Annotated in this window: 15 protein-coding genes and 1 tRNA gene; 7 read left to right on the top strand and 9 right to left on the bottom strand. The window is 69.5% G+C overall.

Annotated features, from left to right (window positions below):
• Positions 1-41 precede the first annotated feature (41 nt).
• Together EXE47_RS07810 and EXE47_RS07805 are read left to right on the top strand one after the other, a co-directional pair.
• Complete coding sequence (locus EXE47_RS07810; RefSeq protein ID WP_049929675.1) at positions 42-1,151, top strand: guanosine monophosphate reductase; 1,110 nt, start codon at positions 42-44, stop codon at positions 1,149-1,151.
• Positions 1,152-1,261: 110 nt separating this feature from the next.
• On the top strand, positions 1,262-1,981 hold the full coding sequence (locus EXE47_RS07805) for a class I SAM-dependent methyltransferase (protein ID WP_089307703.1): 720 nt from the start codon (positions 1,262-1,264) through the stop codon (positions 1,979-1,981).
• 38 nt (positions 1,982-2,019) lie between these two features.
• Here EXE47_RS07805 and EXE47_RS07800 read toward each other — a convergent pair whose 3' ends face one another.
• The 4 genes from EXE47_RS07800 to EXE47_RS18915 all read right to left on the bottom strand — a co-directional run bounded on the left by EXE47_RS07800 (position 2,020) and on the right by EXE47_RS18915 (position 4,845).
• Entirely contained in the window at positions 2,020-3,312 is a 1,293-nt protein-coding gene (locus tag EXE47_RS07800) for an MFS transporter (RefSeq protein WP_086216275.1), read from the bottom strand.
• An 89-nt stretch (positions 3,313-3,401) separates the two neighbouring features.
• Positions 3,402-4,139, bottom strand: coding sequence for an SDR family oxidoreductase (locus EXE47_RS07795; RefSeq protein ID WP_089307704.1), 738 nt, complete (start codon positions 4,137-4,139; stop codon positions 3,402-3,404).
• Between the two features lie 91 nt (positions 4,140-4,230).
• Positions 4,231-4,488, bottom strand: a complete 258-nt coding sequence (locus tag EXE47_RS18920) for a hypothetical protein (protein WP_241988238.1) — start codon at positions 4,486-4,488, stop codon at positions 4,231-4,233.
• A gap of 21 nt (positions 4,489-4,509) precedes the next feature.
• Positions 4,510-4,845 (bottom strand): hypothetical protein, encoded by a 336-nt coding sequence (locus EXE47_RS18915; protein WP_241988237.1) that lies wholly within the window; start codon positions 4,843-4,845, stop codon positions 4,510-4,512.
• Positions 4,846-5,425: 580 nt separating this feature from the next.
• Here EXE47_RS18915 and EXE47_RS07785 point away from each other — a divergent pair.
• Complete coding sequence (locus EXE47_RS07785; protein WP_241988236.1) at positions 5,426-6,481, top strand: sensor histidine kinase KdpD; 1,056 nt, start codon at positions 5,426-5,428, stop codon at positions 6,479-6,481.
• Between the two features lie 431 nt (positions 6,482-6,912).
• On the opposite strand, the gene EXE47_RS07780 is transcribed toward EXE47_RS07785, so the two are convergent.
• A tRNA-Lys gene (locus tag EXE47_RS07780) sits at positions 6,913-6,986 on the bottom strand.
• A gap of 213 nt (positions 6,987-7,199) precedes the next feature.
• Here EXE47_RS07780 and EXE47_RS07775 point away from each other — a divergent pair.
• Together EXE47_RS07775 and EXE47_RS07770 are read left to right on the top strand one after the other, a co-directional pair.
• On the top strand, positions 7,200-8,666 hold the full coding sequence (locus EXE47_RS07775) for a DHH family phosphoesterase (RefSeq protein WP_086220460.1): 1,467 nt from the start codon (positions 7,200-7,202) through the stop codon (positions 8,664-8,666).
• A gap of 71 nt (positions 8,667-8,737) precedes the next feature.
• Positions 8,738-8,944, top strand: coding sequence for a hypothetical protein (locus EXE47_RS07770; RefSeq protein ID WP_049929680.1), 207 nt, complete (start codon positions 8,738-8,740; stop codon positions 8,942-8,944).
• Positions 8,945-8,966: 22 nt separating this feature from the next.
• On the opposite strand, the gene EXE47_RS07765 is transcribed toward EXE47_RS07770, so the two are convergent.
• Complete coding sequence (locus tag EXE47_RS07765; protein ID WP_089307705.1) at positions 8,967-9,941, bottom strand: sugar phosphate nucleotidyltransferase; 975 nt, start codon at positions 9,939-9,941, stop codon at positions 8,967-8,969.
• A 96-nt stretch (positions 9,942-10,037) separates the two neighbouring features.
• On the opposite strand from EXE47_RS07765, the gene EXE47_RS07760 reads away from it, so the two are divergent.
• Positions 10,038-10,346 (top strand): transcriptional regulator, encoded by a 309-nt coding sequence (locus EXE47_RS07760; protein WP_049929682.1) that lies wholly within the window; start codon positions 10,038-10,040, stop codon positions 10,344-10,346.
• A 16-nt stretch (positions 10,347-10,362) separates the two neighbouring features.
• Here EXE47_RS07760 and EXE47_RS07755 read toward each other — a convergent pair whose 3' ends face one another.
• Entirely contained in the window at positions 10,363-11,673 is a 1,311-nt protein-coding gene (locus EXE47_RS07755) for a response regulator (protein ID WP_089307706.1), read from the bottom strand.
• Positions 11,674-11,781: 108 nt separating this feature from the next.
• Between EXE47_RS07755 and EXE47_RS07750 the strand changes: the two genes are divergently transcribed.
• Complete coding sequence (locus EXE47_RS07750; protein ID WP_089307707.1) at positions 11,782-13,188, top strand: sodium:solute symporter; 1,407 nt, start codon at positions 11,782-11,784, stop codon at positions 13,186-13,188.
• A 15-nt stretch (positions 13,189-13,203) separates the two neighbouring features.
• Here EXE47_RS07750 and EXE47_RS07745 read toward each other — a convergent pair whose 3' ends face one another.
• Together EXE47_RS07745 and hpt are read right to left on the bottom strand one after the other, a co-directional pair.
• Complete coding sequence (locus EXE47_RS07745; RefSeq protein WP_089307708.1) at positions 13,204-13,881, bottom strand: type 1 glutamine amidotransferase domain-containing protein; 678 nt, start codon at positions 13,879-13,881, stop codon at positions 13,204-13,206.
• Positions 13,882-14,222: 341 nt separating this feature from the next.
• Positions 14,223-14,792: a hypoxanthine/guanine phosphoribosyltransferase gene (gene hpt, locus EXE47_RS07740; RefSeq protein WP_008446308.1), complete on the bottom strand. Its 570-nt coding sequence runs from the start codon at positions 14,790-14,792 to the stop codon at positions 14,223-14,225.
• Positions 14,793-15,104 lie beyond the last annotated feature (312 nt).

Here is a 15,104-nt window from a genome sequence, read left to right as displayed (position 1 = left end):
CGAGAGGTTTTTCACCGTCCGTCTCCCGTCCCGCTAAGGGTATGAACGATCTACGAACCGGGCTGAGCTACGGGGACGTGCTGCTCGTCCCGCAGCGGTCGCCCGTCGACAGCCGGAGCGACGTGGACCTGTCGACGCGGTTCACGCCGAACGTCGAACTGGAGACCCCGCTGGTCTCGGCGGCGATGGACACCGTCACGGAGGCCGAACTGGCGATCGAGCTCTCGCGGGCCGGCGGGCTCGGCGTCCTCCACCGCTTCCTCACCGTCGACGAGCAGTCGGCGCAGGTCGAGCGGGTGGCCGCGGCCGGCGAGCGGGTCGCGGCCGCGGTCGGCATCAACGAGGACCACCTCGCTCGCAGCGCCGCGCTGGTCGACGCCGGCGTGGACGCGATCGTCGTCGACGTCGCGCACGGCCACCTCGACCGGACGATCGCGGCCGTCGAGGAGATCGCGGCGGAGTTCCCGGAGACGGACCTCGTCGCCGGCAACGTCGCCACGCCGGCGGGCGTCGAGGACCTCGCGGCGGCCGGGGCCGACTGCGTGAAGGTCGGCATCGGGCCGGGTTCGCACTGTACGACGCGGAAGGTCGCCGGGGCCGGCGTCCCACAGCTCACCGCGGTCGACGACTGCGCGACCGCGGCCGCGGACCTCGACGTGACGATCTGCGCCGACGGCGGCATTCGGACCTCCGGCGACGCGGCGAAGGCGCTGATGGCGGGGGCCGACACGGTGATGCTCGGGAGCCTCTTCGCCGGGACGGCGGAGGCCCCGGGGGCGGTCGTCGAGGTCGACGGGACACGGTACAAGCGGTCGCGCGGGATGGCGACGACCGCCGCCGCCGAGGACCGGGACGACAAAGGCGCGAACGTGGGCGCCGACGAGGGCGTCGAGGCGCTGACGCCCTTCAAGGGCCCGGTGGGGACGGTCGCCGAGGAGTTCTGCCAGGGGATTCGTTCGGGCCTCTCGTACTGCGGCGGGCACACGCTCGAAGGCGCCCGGGAGCGCGCCGAGTTCATGCGCGTCGCCCCCGGCGCGAAGGAGCGCGAGGGGTTCCACACCGACGACGACTGGGAGGGGATCAGCGTGGACAGCGAGACGAAGCGGGTCGCCGACTCGACCGGCGGGTCGGCCGCCGAGGGCGACGACTGAACGGTCAACTGCGTCCGGTCCCGTCGCCGGCGGACACGAGGTGCGACCCGATGCGTCACTGCGTGACGATATCACGGACCGCTTTTCACCGTGAGCGGACAGTCCGGCGTATGGCCGACGCCTTCGGACGCGCGCTCCGCGACCACAACCGTGGCGACCGGACGGAGCCGCTCTACCAGGGAGACGGCGAGGCGGTCCGCGAACATCCGATCGTGGCGTTCTATTTCACCGAGTTCGACCCCGACGACGAGGCGGGGTCGTGGCTAGCGTCCCGGCTGGAGTGCCCGCTGGTCGACCTCGGCGCCGGCGCTGGCCGCCACGCGCTGCGGTTTCAGGAGCGGTTCGAGACGGTGGCCGTCGAAGCCAGCCCGGCGCTCGTCGAGACAATGCGGGACCGCGGCGTCGCCGACGCGAGGGAGGGCGACATGTTCGCTCTCCGCGAGTCGTTCGAGCGCGACCGATTCGCGTCGGCGCTCGCGATCGGGACGCAGATCGGGCTGGCGGGGTCGATGCGCGGGCTCTCGGCGTTCCTCAGCGACCTCGCGTTCGTGACGACGCCCGACGCGACCGCGGTGGTCGACTGCTACGATCCCGAGCACTCCGAGGCGGCAGACCTGTTCGGCTACCGCGCGGACCCGACGCCGGGGCTCGCGCACCGCCTCATGTGGTTCCGGTACGACGGGGAGACGGACCCGACGCTCCACTTCCGGCTGTTCTCGCCGGACCGACTCCGCGAGGCCGCCGTTGGGACCGACTGGGTCGTGGACGCGGTCGACCGCGAGGGCTCCGGCGACGGCCCGCACTACCGCGCCGCGCTGCGGAAGCGGTAAGCGGACGTGGCCGCTCGGTGTGCGGGCCGCACGCGGTCCTACCACGTCGTCAGCGCCGCGCGACCGTGGTCCCGCGCGAGGATCGCGAGGAACGCGAGGACGCCGGTGACCGCGAACGCGCCGCCGACGTAGAAGACGGACGCCATGCTCACCTCGACCATGAGCCAGCCGGCGATGAGAGGGCCGGCCACCGACCCCGGCCGCCACACCAGCTCTCGGATGCCGAAACTGGAGGCGACGCCGCCGTCGTCGGTCCCCTCGTCGGCGAACAGCGCCATGCTGGCCGGCTCCCGGAACGAGTCGGCGACGCCGAGGAGTCCCGAGAGGCAGACGAGCGGAAGGTACGCCGGCGGGAGCGCGCCCAGTACGGGGACCGTGACGCCGCTACCGAGGGCGGCACCGATCGGCGCCGAGAACGGGATCGCCATCGCGATCACCCCGTAGGCTCCGCCGCCGCCGAACACGAACAGCGACCGCCCGTAGGCGTCTGAGAGCCGACCCGTGAACAGTTGCCCGACCATGTTGGTCGCCTTCTCGGCGGTGACCGTCACCGCCACCGCGGTCGCCCCGACCGCGAGCCCCCCGCCGCCGACCGCCGTCCCCGCGTAGATGGGAACCCACGTCCGGACCATCGTCACCGCGAAGGCGTACTGCGCCCGGAACGTCGATATCGTCAGGAGCTTGCGGTTGACCGCGAGGTCGGTGAAGGGGAACCCCTCGATCCGCGTCGGGTCGTCGTCGAGCACGCCCCACGTGACGAGCCACGCGGCCACCATCAGCGCCGTGATGACCCCGAAGACGGGCCCGAAGCCGACGGCGTCGTAGATGGCGCCCGCGCCGAGCGAGCCGAGTATCGAGGCGGCGAACGAGGCGGCGTTCGCCTTCCCGATCTTGTCTGCCCGGGTGCCCGCTTCGGCGATCTGGCCGACGAGCGAGAGCGTCATCAGCCCCGCGCCGGTGACGACGAACCCCTGAAGCGCGCGCACGGCGACGAACGTGGCCGAGGAGTCGACCAGCGGGAACAGCGCGTACACGCCCGCACCGGCCACGAGAACGGCAAGGAGGACGCGCCGCTTGTCGAACCGGTCGCCGGCCCACGCGAGCGGGACTACCGCGGCCGTCTGCGCGAGCGTGAACCCGGTGGTGTACATCCCGATGACGAAGCCGGCCGAGACCGTGACGCCCAGCACGGTGACCGCCTGCGGGTCCAAGGCGTTGATGTACGTCGGCAGAAGCGTCAGCAACGTGATGAAGCCGAACCCCTCCGCGAACCGAGTGAGGTACAGCGCCCAGAACTGCGATCGCTTCGGTCCGTCCGTCGCGTTGCTCACACGCGTCCGCCGTCCGGTGATTCAAAAGGGGTTACGGTTCGAAGGCCGGGGCCCGACGCTCGACGGCTCGTCCGCCCGGACCGGGGCGGCTACAGCGTGTCGGCGAACTTGTCGCGCCGGAAGAGGTCGATCTCCTGGGCCGTCGAGCCGGGCCGCGACGCGGCGAAGGCGATCGCCTCAGCCACCTCCTCGGGCTCGGTGACGCTCCCGGGCTCGAACCGCTCCTCGAACGGTTCGCCGTCCTCGCTCCCGAACTCCGTCCGGACCTCCGAGGGGTTGACCACGGAGACGGCCACGCCCTCGTCGCCGACCTGCGCCGCGACGCTGTGCGCGAACCCGCGGACCCACCACTTCGTCGCGGCGTACACGGGGTTGAACGACCGCGGGTACTCCCCGGCGAAGCTGCCGACCGCGATCAGGCTCCCCTCGCTCTCCGTGAGGTGCGGGAGCGCCGCGCGCGTGAGGAAGAACGCGCCGTCGACGTTCGTCTCCTGCATCACCGAGTACTCCTCGTCGGTCATCGTCGCCACGTCGCTCCCGCGGGCGACGCCCGCGTTGACGACGGCCACGTCGAGGTCGCCGAACTCGTCGACCGCGGCCTCGACCGCCGCTTGCGAGGTCGCCGGGTCGCGCACGTCGCCGTCCGCGACCACGGCCTCGACGCCGTGCTCGGACCGCACGTCGTCCGCGACCGATTCGAGCGCCTCGCGCCGCCGCGCCACGAGGACGACGTTCGCCCCGCGCTCGGCGAGCGCGTGCGCCGTCGCCTCACCGATTCCCGAACTCGCTCCCGTTATCACCGCCGCCGCGTCGTCGAGACTCGACATGTACGCAGCGTCGTCGTCGGCGAAGCACATAAATCACCCACGCCGCGGCGAGCGGCGCAGGGGCGGTTGAGCGAACTGCTCGCCGACCGCCTCAGCGGTTGGAGGAGGTGACGCGTCGGTGGTTCGCGCCCGCCCGCATGTCCACGTGGCCGCAGCGCTCGCACCGCCACACGTACGCGTCGATCTTCACCGCCGCCCGTTCGCCGTCGACCCGTTCGGTCCGGTCGCTCCCGCGCCGGGCGCACTCGTCGGGGCGGTACTTGCTCTCGACGGACTCCTGCTCGGCGACGCCGTCGCCGTCGCCGACCGCGATCCCCTCGGCGACGGCGCGAACGTCCTCGCCGCTCATCCGTCGTCGCAGCCGAGTCAGCTACTTCCGGAAGCGCTCGGTCCGGCCGACGAGTCGGTCGTACCGGCCGTCGTCCGTCGGATCGCCGCCGTCCCGCCACTCGTACGCCGAGATAAGCACGGTGGTCCGGTAGTGCTGGTCCAAGAGCAGGTGGTAGTCGGCCCGGTGGAACAGCGTCTCGACGGTGTCGACGAGGTCCGCCTCGAACACCGGGCGTTCGATGTCGCGGCCGTACGGCGCCTCCGCGTCCGGGGCCGACCGCTCCCTGACGCAGAGCACGCGACAGAGCGACGCCTCCGACCGCGACCGTTCCAGTATCTCCTCGGCCGCCCCGTCGCCGAGCGACTCGTCCGGCACGAGGACCGCGACCCCGCCGTCGAACGCCTCGGCGAACTGGGCGGTCGTCAGCCCTCGGCGGGGGCGTACTCGTCGAGCCAGAGCCCGGAGAGGTCGGCCCGGGTCTTGTTCGCCTCGCAGACGACGACCGACGAGGCGAGAAGCGCCACGGGAATCACCCACCGCGGGCCGCTCGGCGCGACCGCCCGACCGGCCGCGGCGTGGCGTCACTCATCGCGCTCCGTCGGCGCGGCGCTCGACTCGCGCATCGACTCGGAGAGCCGCCTCGGCTCGACGGAGAACGGGTGGACGGTCATGAGGTCCTCGACGAGCGAGACGGCCGTCTCGACCGATCGCTCCGCGCGCCGGAGGTCAGCCTCGATGAAATGACGTTATATTGATTATTTCTGGGTGTTTCGTCGAACACAGCGCGGGTAGCCGGGATAATCTGTTCGGTCGCTGCCGTGCTGAATGCCCGGATAAGTGCGCCACATGGGCTCGTTTCGACCCTCGATCACGGCCTCGACCGGCGCTCGGAGCGCCGAGGGCTCTCGTACATATCGAAATTATTTAAATATCGGATACTGGAATACATCCGAAAATGGCTCCCGACACTCAGATGAATCCCGTCGTTATCGTGGGGGCGGCGATCATCGTCGTAACAGGGGTGATGAGTGTGCTCGTGGACGTCGACTTTGGGATACTCGCACTCCAGGCCGCGGTTCCGATGCTCATCGGAGTCGGATTGGTGTCGTACGGGCGGCTCCGATCGGACGGGGTCGCCGCGACGAGCCAGCGGACGGTGTTGAAATGGACTGTCACCGGATTTCTCGCGTTCGTGATTCTCGGAGCCTGGTTCGGGGAGATGGCCTCCCGAGCGGACTCGTCGATCCTGCTCTCGATGACCGGATCGCTGAGCGTCGGCGCGGCGCTCGGCACGGTCATCGGCGTGTACGCGGCGCGGCTTCGTCGTACGAACGAGGAGCTCGCGGAGACGGTCTCCGAACTCGAACGGGCGAACGAGCGCCTGACGATGCGGAACGAGCAGCTGGATCAGTTCGTCGACGTCGCCAGTCACGACCTCCGAAACCCGGTGAACGTCGCGAAAGGGCGGATCGAACTCGCCCGCAGGGAGTCCGACAGCGAACACCTCGAAACGGCGGACGCCGCCCTCACTCGCATGGAGGCCCTGATCACCGACCTCGTTTCGTTGACGAAGGCGGGCGACCGGATCGACGAAGTCGCCCCCGCGAATCTCGAAGCGGTCAGCCGGTCGGCGTGGGGGAGCGTCGACACGGGCGACGCGTCGCTGCGCGTCGAGACAGAGATAGCCATTTCCGCCGACGAGAGCCGATTGCGACAGATCTTGGAAAACCTGTTCCGCAACTCGGTCGAACACGGCGGCGAGGACGTGACCGTGCGGGTCGGAGCCATTCCGAACGGGTTCTACGTCGAAGACACCGGCGCGGGGATTCGAGACGACCTTCGCGACCGACTGTTCGAAGACGGAGTCACCACGGGCGAAGGGGGCGCGGGCCTCGGACTGACCATCGTCAAGCAGATCGCCACCGCTCACGGGTGGGAGATAGGCGTCGAGCAGAGCGCCGAGGGCGGCGCTCGCTTCGCGTTCACGGGCGTTGAGTTCCCAGACGGGTGAGGAGTGTCACACGCAGTCTGACTCCGGCCACCCCGCGGGCCGGAATCGAGTGTCGGTCCTGTGGCGCTCGATCCCTCGTCCGTTTGTCCGTGCGGTCCGCCAGGAGTCCCGTCGACGGGCAGAGCCGTCCGTTCAACGTTCGTATCAACCGTCTCGGCACGACTCTTCCCCCTCGGCTAGTTCTCCGAGCCGTCGGCCACCTCGATGGCGCCGATCTGGCGTTCTACCCCGTTCGTGATTCCGCCTTTCGAGACGGCGGCACAACGCGGGAACTCGTCAGTAGACGGTGAACCGTTATGAGAAGCGGGCCGGGCGCGATTGTGAACCACGAGAAGACGGTCGCTCGCTTCGCTCGCGCTGCGACTTCTCTACTTCAAATCGCTTCCGTCCGGTTCCCTCACCGCATCGCTGTCGCTCTGCGGTTCAGTGTACGGGCCGGGCGCGATTTGAACACGCGACCGACGGATTAAGAGTCCGTCGCTCTCCCTAACTGAGCTACCGGCCCTCACAAGTTCGTACCCGGGTCACGGTAAAAGGCCTTTTCATTCGACCCCGTCGGCGCTCGGCGGACGCCGGTACAATCGCACGAAAGCGACGGTATCGCGTTCGGACCCGAACGCGTCTCTCGGGAGCGAAGCCGCCGGACTCGGCGACCTCGTGGCCGGGGGACGACGCCGAGAGCGCACTCGTTAAGTGTCGTGCCGCGGAAATCCCTCCAATGAGTAGTGGGGCATCCGGATCCGCGCGGACCCGGTACGCCATCCTCGGCTGTGGAAGCGTCGGTCACGCCGTCGCGGAGGAACTGACCGAGCGCGGGAAGGACGTCCTCATCCTCGACCGCGACGAGAGCCGCGTCGAGGCGCTCCGCGACCAGGACCTCAACGCGCGCGTCCAAGACATCGCCGAGCCGGACGTCGTCGACGAGCTCGCCGACCGCGACATCGTGTTGATCCTCGCCAGCGACGTGGAAGCGAACAAGGCCGCCGTCTCGGCGGTCAGAGAGACCGGCGGCGACCACTACCTCGTGGCCCGGGCCTCCGACCCCGTCAGCGAGGACGAGCTGCGCGAGCGCGGCGCGGACGTGGTGATTAACCCCTCGACGGTGATCGCCGACAGTGCCCTCCAGTCGCTGGAGACCGGCGAGCTGGAGTACATGGCCCGCCAGCTGGCGGAGATCATCGAAGACGGCGGCGACCGGATGGCCATCCTCACGCACGACAACCCCGAGCCGGACTCGATCGCGTCCGCGACCGCGCTCCAGGCGATCGCGGAGGCGTTCGGCGTCGACGCCGACATCATCTACTCCGGCGACGTGGGCCACCAAGAGAACCGGGCGTTCGTCAACCTCCTCGGGATCGACCTGCTCGCCCGCGGCGAGGCCTCGCCGCTCTCCGAGTACGAGACGATCGCGGCCGTCGACCTCGCGAAGGCCGCCGCCGAGGACCTCGATCTCGACGTGTCGGTCGACATCTACCTCGACCACTTGGAGGCCGAGGTGCCGTTCGACGCCCGTTTCGTCGACGTGCGGACCAACGTCTCTTCAACGTCGACGATCCTCACGAAGTACCTCCAAGAGTTCGACCAGTCGCCCTCGGAGGCGGTCGCGACCGCGCTCCTCTACGGGATCCGCGCCGAGACGCTGGATTTCAAGCGGGACACGACGCCCGCCGACCTGACCGCGGCGGCGTACCTCCACCCGTTCGCGAACCACGACACGCTCGAACAGGTGGAGTCGCCGTCGATGAGTCCGGAGACGCTGGACGTGCTCGCGGAGGCGATCCAGAACCGCGAGGTCCAGGGGAGCCACCTCTTCTCGACGGCCGGGTTCATCCGTGACCGCGAGGCGCTCGCGCAGGCCGCGCAACACCTCCTCAACCTAGAAGGGATCACGACGACGGCCGTGTTGGGCATCGCGGACGAGAAGATCTACCTCGCGGCGCGTTCGAAGGACATCCGGCTGAACATCGGCAACGTGCTCGACGAGGCGTTCTCGGAGATGGGCGACGCCGCCGGCCACTCCACGCAGGGGTCGCTCGAGATCCCGCTCGGGATCTTCACCGGCATCGAGGCGAGCGGCGACAAGCGCGACACGCTCCTCCACCTCACCGAGGAGGCGGTCCGGCGGAAGCTGTTCGACGCGCTCGGCGTCGAGGGCGGGAGCGGCGACTCCTCGAACGGGTCCTGAGCCGCTCCGACCGCCGCCGCTCGGCGCGGTCGTTTTCCGGCTCGGGGACGTACTTCCGACCACCGCGCCGCATGTACGTTCCCGAGGATCCGCCGGCGAACTGTCCCGCCTGCGGCGACCCGTACGACTCGGTCTCCCGACACACCGGCGGGTTCGTGGCGAACCTGCTCGACAACGAGCGCTACCAACGGGTCTGTTTCTACCCCGCGACCGACGGCAGCGACCCCGCGTTCGACTGCTATCACCACACGCACGCGCAGGCCGGCGTCGACGACTGAGACGGCGGTCGCTCCGAGGCGGTCAGAACTCGTCGCCCTCGGTGATGGAGGTGTGCGAGCCGATCAGCGCGCCAGAGAGGTCGACTCCCTCCAGGGTGGCGCCCGTGTCGATCACGGAGTTGCGGACCTCGGAGTCGGTGATCGTCGCGTCCCCGAAGACGACGGCGCGGTCGAGCGTCGAGTCGGTCACCGTCGCGCCGCCCATCACGTGGACCACGTCGCCCAGGTCGCTCCCCTCGACGGTCGCGTCGTCGTCGACGAGCGTCCCGCCGTCGAGCGCGTACTCGACCGCGTCGAGGTAGCTGTCGGCGGTACCGATGTCGAACCATGCGCCGTCGAAGGTGTACGCGTTGACCGCCCCGCGCTCTTGGAGCCACTGGAGGAACCAGCCGGGCTCGTCGGGGTTCTCGCCGTCTTCGAGGTAGGTGGTGAGCTTCGGGAGCGTCTCGGCGGGGAATGCGTAGCAGGCGATGGAGACGAGCGTCGACTCCGGGTCGTCGGGCTTTTCCTGGAAGTCGACCACCTCGTCGCCGTCCAGCTGGACGAGGCCGTACGACTTCGCGCGCTCGCGGTTGCCCACGTCGTAGGCCGCCAGCGTCGGCGTTCCCTTGTCCTCGAAGAAGTCGGCGAAGTCGCCCAGATCGAAGCTGATCATGTTGTCGCCGGCGACGACGATCAGATCGTCGTCGACCGACTCCCGCTCGACGAGCTGTTCGAGCGCTCCCACGACGCCGAACTTCTCGTCTTCCTCGACCGTCTCCTCGACCGAGAGCGTCGGCTTCTCGAAGGGGCTGTCGTCGAGGTACTCCGCGAAGGTGTCGGCGAAGCGCTCGTTCGTCGAGACGAACACCTCGTCGACCCGGTCGTCGGCCTCCAAGTCCTCGAATATCTCGTCGATGACGGTGTTTTCCCCAACCGGGAGGAACATTTTCGGCCGGTGTTCGGTGATCGGCCAGAGCCTGGTCGCGTAGCCACCCGCGAGTACGACGGCTTTCATACTCTCCCGCTCTCACTCCGGTGACATACCTCTTGTGCCCGTGTCGGCGTCGGACGCCGACCGGGCGGTTTTACTCGCCCGTGTCGAACGTTGGGTATGGAGACGACTCGCCAGCGGATCGCCGACGCCCTCCGCGAGGAACCGCGGACCGCGAGCGACCTCGCGGCGACGCTGTCGCTGCCGACGCCGACGGTATACGAACACCTCGAACACGTCTCGCGGTCCGTTACCGACGAGAGCGGATCCGAAGAAAGGGACGGCGGGGCCGACGAGGAGTTTCTCGTCGCGCCGCCGACCTGTCGCGAGTGCGGGTTCGACGGCTTCGACGATCCGGTCAACGAGCCGTCACGGTGCCCCGAGTGTAAGAGCGAACGGATCGAAGAGCCTGCGTTCGTGATCCGCTGAGCGGTCGCCCGACGACTCACCGCTCCGCGACGACTGCGTCGCAGCGAACGCCACCCGGGATCCGCCGCATGAAGAGGTCGATCCCGTACATCGCGTCGCCGGCGAGGCCGACGTCGAACGGTAGTTCGGCGACGCAGCACTCCTCGGCGGACTCGGACCGCGGGTCGCGGACGAGCACTCGGAAGCCGTCGGCCGTCGTTCGCGCGTCGACTGCGACCGCGTCGACCGCCTCGTCGAGCGCGGCTTGGAGGATGTTCCGGACGGCGAGGACGACGGTCCCGCGGTCGCGGTCGATGGACCCGTCCGGGTCCACCGTCACGGTCGCCGTCGCCGAGAGGCCGGCCTGTGACACCGCTTCGCCGACGGCGTCGGAGAGCTGTACGGGGCGGGTCGGATCGGGGGTAGTCGGCGACGAGTCGCCGGTGTCGAGCGCTCCGAGGACCTCGGCGAGGTGCGTGTTCGCGGTCGACAGGAGCGGCGCGTCCAGTTCCGACGGCGGGCGCGAGAGGATCCGGCTCGCGGCCTCGATGCGGCCGCGGACCGCCTGCGAGGCCGCCGCCTCGTCCGCGCCGGTCGGTTGGATGAGCCCGAGGATCGCGGGCTCGCCCCGGTAGGTGACGCGGCTCCCGACCACCGTCGCCTGAAACGTGGAGCCGTCCGCCGCTAGGAGGTCGATCGTGTATCTGACGCGGTCGTCGTCGCCGGACTCTCGCCGTCGGATCGCCCGGACCACTCGGTCCCGATCGTGCGGGGCGACGATCGACGACACCGGCTCGCCCACGAGTTCGTCGCGCCGCATCCCGAGCATCTCGGCGAGGCGGCGGTTCGCCAGCTCGAAGCTCCGGTCCTGTGACAGCCCCGCGCCGATCAGCCGCTGTTCGAACAGCTGCGAGTACCAGTCCTCGACGCGCTCGCGGTCCCGTCGTTCCCTGAGCCGCGTGACGCACGTTCGGATCCGGTTCGCCAAGAGCTCGTACTGCTCTTGGCCGCCGCTCTTCTGGAGGTAGTCGGAGACGCCGGACGAGATCGCCTCGCTCGCGATGGCCTCGCTGCCGCGCCCGGTGAACAGGATGAACGGCTTCGACGGGTAGCGCTCGCGCACGGCATCGAGCAGTTCGAGGCCGTCGACGTCGGGCATGTCGTAGTCGCTGACCACGCAGTCGAACGTCGACTCGTCGAGCCGGTCCAGCGCCGCCTCGGCGGAGGTGACGCCGACGGCCCTAATGTCATCGTGCTGTTGGTCCAAGATGTCCGCGGTGAGCGTCGCGAACCCCGGCTCGTCGTCCACGCAGAGGACGCGTATCGGCGGCCGGTCGGCCATAGACATGCGTTCACACGAGACGCGATCGCATAATAACTGTTGTATATAATATCGGATGCTTTTGCCGCGAAACTGAGGACATCGCTTATTCGTTCGCTCGGGCAGGTTGGTAGCGTGATCGGTTCCTCGGAGGCGCACAGCGAGGCCGACGCGTCGAACGCCGAGTCGTTCTACGCGGCCGACCGCCGGATCGGGGGCGTGTTCGGTGCAATGTCGTTGACCGCGACGCAGGTCAGCGCGGGGACGCTCATCGGCACGATCGGGATCCACTACGCCGTGGGCGTGAGCTTCGGCCTGGTGTGGCTCGGCATCTGGGCCGGCTGGGTCGCGTCGCTGCTGTTCGTGGGGCCGCACCTGCGCGCCCGCGGCGGGATCACCGTCTCGGAGTTCCTCTCGGCGCGCTTCGACGGCGACAACGAGGTGGTCGGCGGGACGACCGCGGCCCTCGTCAGCGTCATCTACCTCGTGTACACGACCGCCCAGTACGTCGCCGGGGCGGTCATCCTCGACGCCGTCTTCGGAGTGCCGCGGGTCCTCGGCATCGCGGTGTTCGCCGCAGTCGCGCTCTCGTACACGCTCGTCGGTGGGATGCGGCTGAGCATCTATTCGGACGCGGTTCAGGTCACGGCCCTCCTCCTCGGCGTCGCGGCGGCGGCCGTCGTCGGAGTCGCCGAGACTGGGGGCGCGAGGGCGCTCATCGACGCGGCTGCGGCTATCGACCCGGCGTTGCTGTCGGGCACCTCGGCGCCAGCGCTCACGACCGGGCTGGCGCTGTCGTTCGGGTTCGGTATCGCGGTGGCCCCGTACGAACTCTCGCGGGTCTACGCCATGCGAGACCCGGAGACGGTCAAGCGGGCGATCCCGATCTCCATCGCGATCCAGGCCGTCATCGCCGTGTGTATCCTGACGCTGGGGCTGCTCGCGCGCGTCCGGTTCCCCGGGCTGGCCGACCCGGACGCGTCCGTCGTCCGGCTCGCGCTCGACCTGTTCGGTCCCGCGGTGGGGCTGCTGCTGCTCGGTGCGGTCGTCGCGGCGGTGCTCAGTACCGTCGACTCGGTGCTGCTGGTCACGTCGGCGGCCGTGGCCCACGACATCTACGAGCGGACGCTGCCGGCCCTGGGCCTCGTCCCGGAGCCGACGCCGGCGCGCGTGCGGCGAGTCAGCCGGATCGCGACCGTCGGCGCGGCGGTCGTCCCCGCCGCTCTCGCCGTCAACCCCGGTCCGTTAGGCGGGGTGGTCCAGCTCATCGTCGCGCTCTACACGTCCGTGCTCGGGTCGACCCTGTTCGTTCCCGTCCTCGGCGGGCTTCACTGGGACGCGGCCACGGGCGACGGGGCCTTCGCCGGCGTCGTGGTCGGGTTCGTCACCGCAACGGCGTGGCAGGTCCTCACCGAAGTGTGGACGGTCGACAGGCTCGGATCGCTGACCGCGGTCGACCCGGTCGTCCCCGGCGTCATCGCGAGCGCCGCCGCGTTCGTCGCGGTGTCGCTGGCCGACACCGACCGGCTCGGCTCGGCGTGATCGCATCGGGCACGCTCAGAGCTCGCCGAGCAGCGTCTCCGCCGCCTCGGCCGACGAGCCCGGGCCGCGGGCCGTGATCAGGTCGCCGTCGACGGTGACGCTGGTGTCGGCGTCGAGTTCGGCGTCCCACTCCGCGCCCGCCAGCCGGACCTCGTCTTCGACCCAGTACGGGAGCTTCCGGCCGTCCGGCATCACGTCGTGGTCGTCGACGATCCCGTCCTCCCAGTCGTTCGGGAAGCCAGTGACGGCGCGCCCCTCGACGAGCGGCGTCCCGTCGGCCTCGCGCGTGAACGCGAGGATGCCGACGGCGTGACAGACGACGAGGGCGACGCCGTCGTCGCCAGCGACCGCGTCGAGCAGCAACTGCCGGGCGTGCCGGTCTTGGTTCACGTCCCAGACGGTGCCGTGGCCGCCGGGGAAGACGACCGCCTCGTAGCCGTCGGCGTCGACGGTCGCGACCGGTTCCGGATCGTTCAGTTCGGGGTGCTCCTCGTCGACCTCGCGGAGCTCCGCGACTCGCTCCTCGCCGCCCGCGGCCTCGGGGTCGAGCGAGCGCTCGTCGACGACCGGGGGCGACCCCGACGGCGTCGCGACGGTCACGTCGACGCCCTCCGATTCGAGCGTCGTCAGCGGCTCGATACACTCCTCGGCCCAGTACCCCTCCTCGCTCACGACGAACAACGCGTCAGTCATGTGTAGTCCGCCATTGAGGACCTCGATATAAAAGACGCCCGCGCCCGGCAGCGCCAAAGGGCGGCGTCGGGTTTATAAGCAAACGTCACGGTCGCGGCCGGCGCGCGCCGTCGAGCGGCCGCCCTCGGCGGCCGCGAGAAGCGCGTGCGAGGGAGTCGCTGGCGCGACGAGGACGACCGAAGGGAGTCCGACAGACGCGCCCGACGGGGCTGGGGAGGCGTGAGGCGCGGTGCGGTGGCGGGCGGGGCTTTGGAGGTGTTAACCGCCGGTCCGCCGTCGACTACTAATAAACCTGCGAGTAGAAACTTCGAGGTGGTCCCCCCGGGTCGACAGTTACCGACCTATTCGTCGCCCTGCGCGTCGACGACGACGACCTCGCCGTCCTCGACGGTGACGTTGATCAGCGTCTTCACGTTGTAGTCGGTCTCGTCGAGCTCGTTCTCGCCCGCCTTCTTGATCACGGCGACGACGTCGACGACGTCCGCGCCGACCTCGTCGGTGAGCGCGTCGAGGATGGCCTTCATCGTGCCGCCGGTCGAGAGCACGTCGTCGAGGACGAGGACGCGGTCGCCCTCCTCCACGTCGTTGATGTACATCTCCGACTCGGAGTAGCCGGTCTCCTGGAACAGCGGGACCTCGCCGTCGAGGCCGTACTGGCGCTTCCGGATGACGACGAGCGGGATGTCGGTCATCAGCGAGAGCGCGGTGGAGATGTGGATCCCCATCGCCGCGGGGGTGACGATCTTGTCGACGTTCTCCAGCTCCGCCTTCCGGATGATCCGGATGACGATCTCCCGGAGCAGCTCCGGTTCGAGCATGGGGACGCCGTCACTGATCGGGTGGACGAAGTACTGGTACTCGCCTTTCTCGATGATCGGCGCGTCGAGGAGCGACTGCCGCAACTGGTCCATGTCGCGGGTACTCGGCCGGATTAATAAAGCGTGGCGGTTGCGGGATCGCGGTGTGAGTCGATCGCACGACGACTCTCCGCGAGCGAGACGCGGTCGAGACCCAACGCCGGATCGGCTCGAAACCCCGGCTCCGAGGCCGTACGACAACATCATTTATTAGCAGCTGATCGACACGATCACCACCGAACCCCCGGCCGCGAGGCGGGCGCACGCTCGCTGCGGTCCTCGGTCAGTCGCTCGTTTCACTCGCTCCCGCCCTGCGGTCCTTCTGTCGCCTGCGCCCGCCTCGCGGCCGGGGGTTCGGTGGTGATC

Source organism: Halorubrum sp. GN12_10-3_MGM (assembly GCF_005435235.1).
GTDB lineage: Archaea > Halobacteriota > Halobacteria > Halobacteriales > Haloferacaceae > Halorubrum > Halorubrum ezzemoulense.
The sequence above is the reverse complement of the archived record's forward strand: the minus strand, read 5'-3'. Positions and strand labels throughout refer to the sequence as shown.

Excerpts from the sequence above, each read along its gene's own strand:
- EXE47_RS07795 (WP_089307704.1), bottom strand. The coding sequence starts at position 4,139 with ATGTCGAGTCTCGACGACGCGGCGGCGGTGATAACGGGAGCGAGTTCG.
- EXE47_RS07805 (WP_089307703.1), top strand. The coding sequence starts at position 1,262 with ATGGCCGACGCCTTCGGACGCGCGCTCCGCGACCACAACCGTGGCGAC.
- EXE47_RS07765 (WP_089307705.1), bottom strand. The coding sequence starts at position 9,941 with ATGAAAGCCGTCGTACTCGCGGGTGGCTACGCGACCAGGCTCTGGCCG.
- EXE47_RS07775 (WP_086220460.1), top strand. The coding sequence starts at position 7,200 with ATGAGTAGTGGGGCATCCGGATCCGCGCGGACCCGGTACGCCATCCTC.
- EXE47_RS07785 (WP_241988236.1), top strand. The coding sequence starts at position 5,426 with ATGGCTCCCGACACTCAGATGAATCCCGTCGTTATCGTGGGGGCGGCG.
- EXE47_RS18920 (WP_241988238.1), bottom strand. The coding sequence starts at position 4,488 with ATGAGCGGCGAGGACGTTCGCGCCGTCGCCGAGGGGATCGCGGTCGGC.
- EXE47_RS07755 (WP_089307706.1), bottom strand. The coding sequence starts at position 11,673 with ATGTCTATGGCCGACCGGCCGCCGATACGCGTCCTCTGCGTGGACGAC.
- EXE47_RS07770 (WP_049929680.1), top strand. The coding sequence starts at position 8,738 with ATGTACGTTCCCGAGGATCCGCCGGCGAACTGTCCCGCCTGCGGCGAC.
- EXE47_RS07810 (WP_049929675.1), top strand. The coding sequence starts at position 42 with ATGAACGATCTACGAACCGGGCTGAGCTACGGGGACGTGCTGCTCGTC.
- EXE47_RS07745 (WP_089307708.1), bottom strand. The coding sequence starts at position 13,881 with ATGACTGACGCGTTGTTCGTCGTGAGCGAGGAGGGGTACTGGGCCGAG.
- EXE47_RS07760 (WP_049929682.1), top strand. The coding sequence starts at position 10,038 with ATGGAGACGACTCGCCAGCGGATCGCCGACGCCCTCCGCGAGGAACCG.
- hpt (WP_008446308.1), bottom strand. The coding sequence starts at position 14,792 with ATGGACCAGTTGCGGCAGTCGCTCCTCGACGCGCCGATCATCGAGAAA.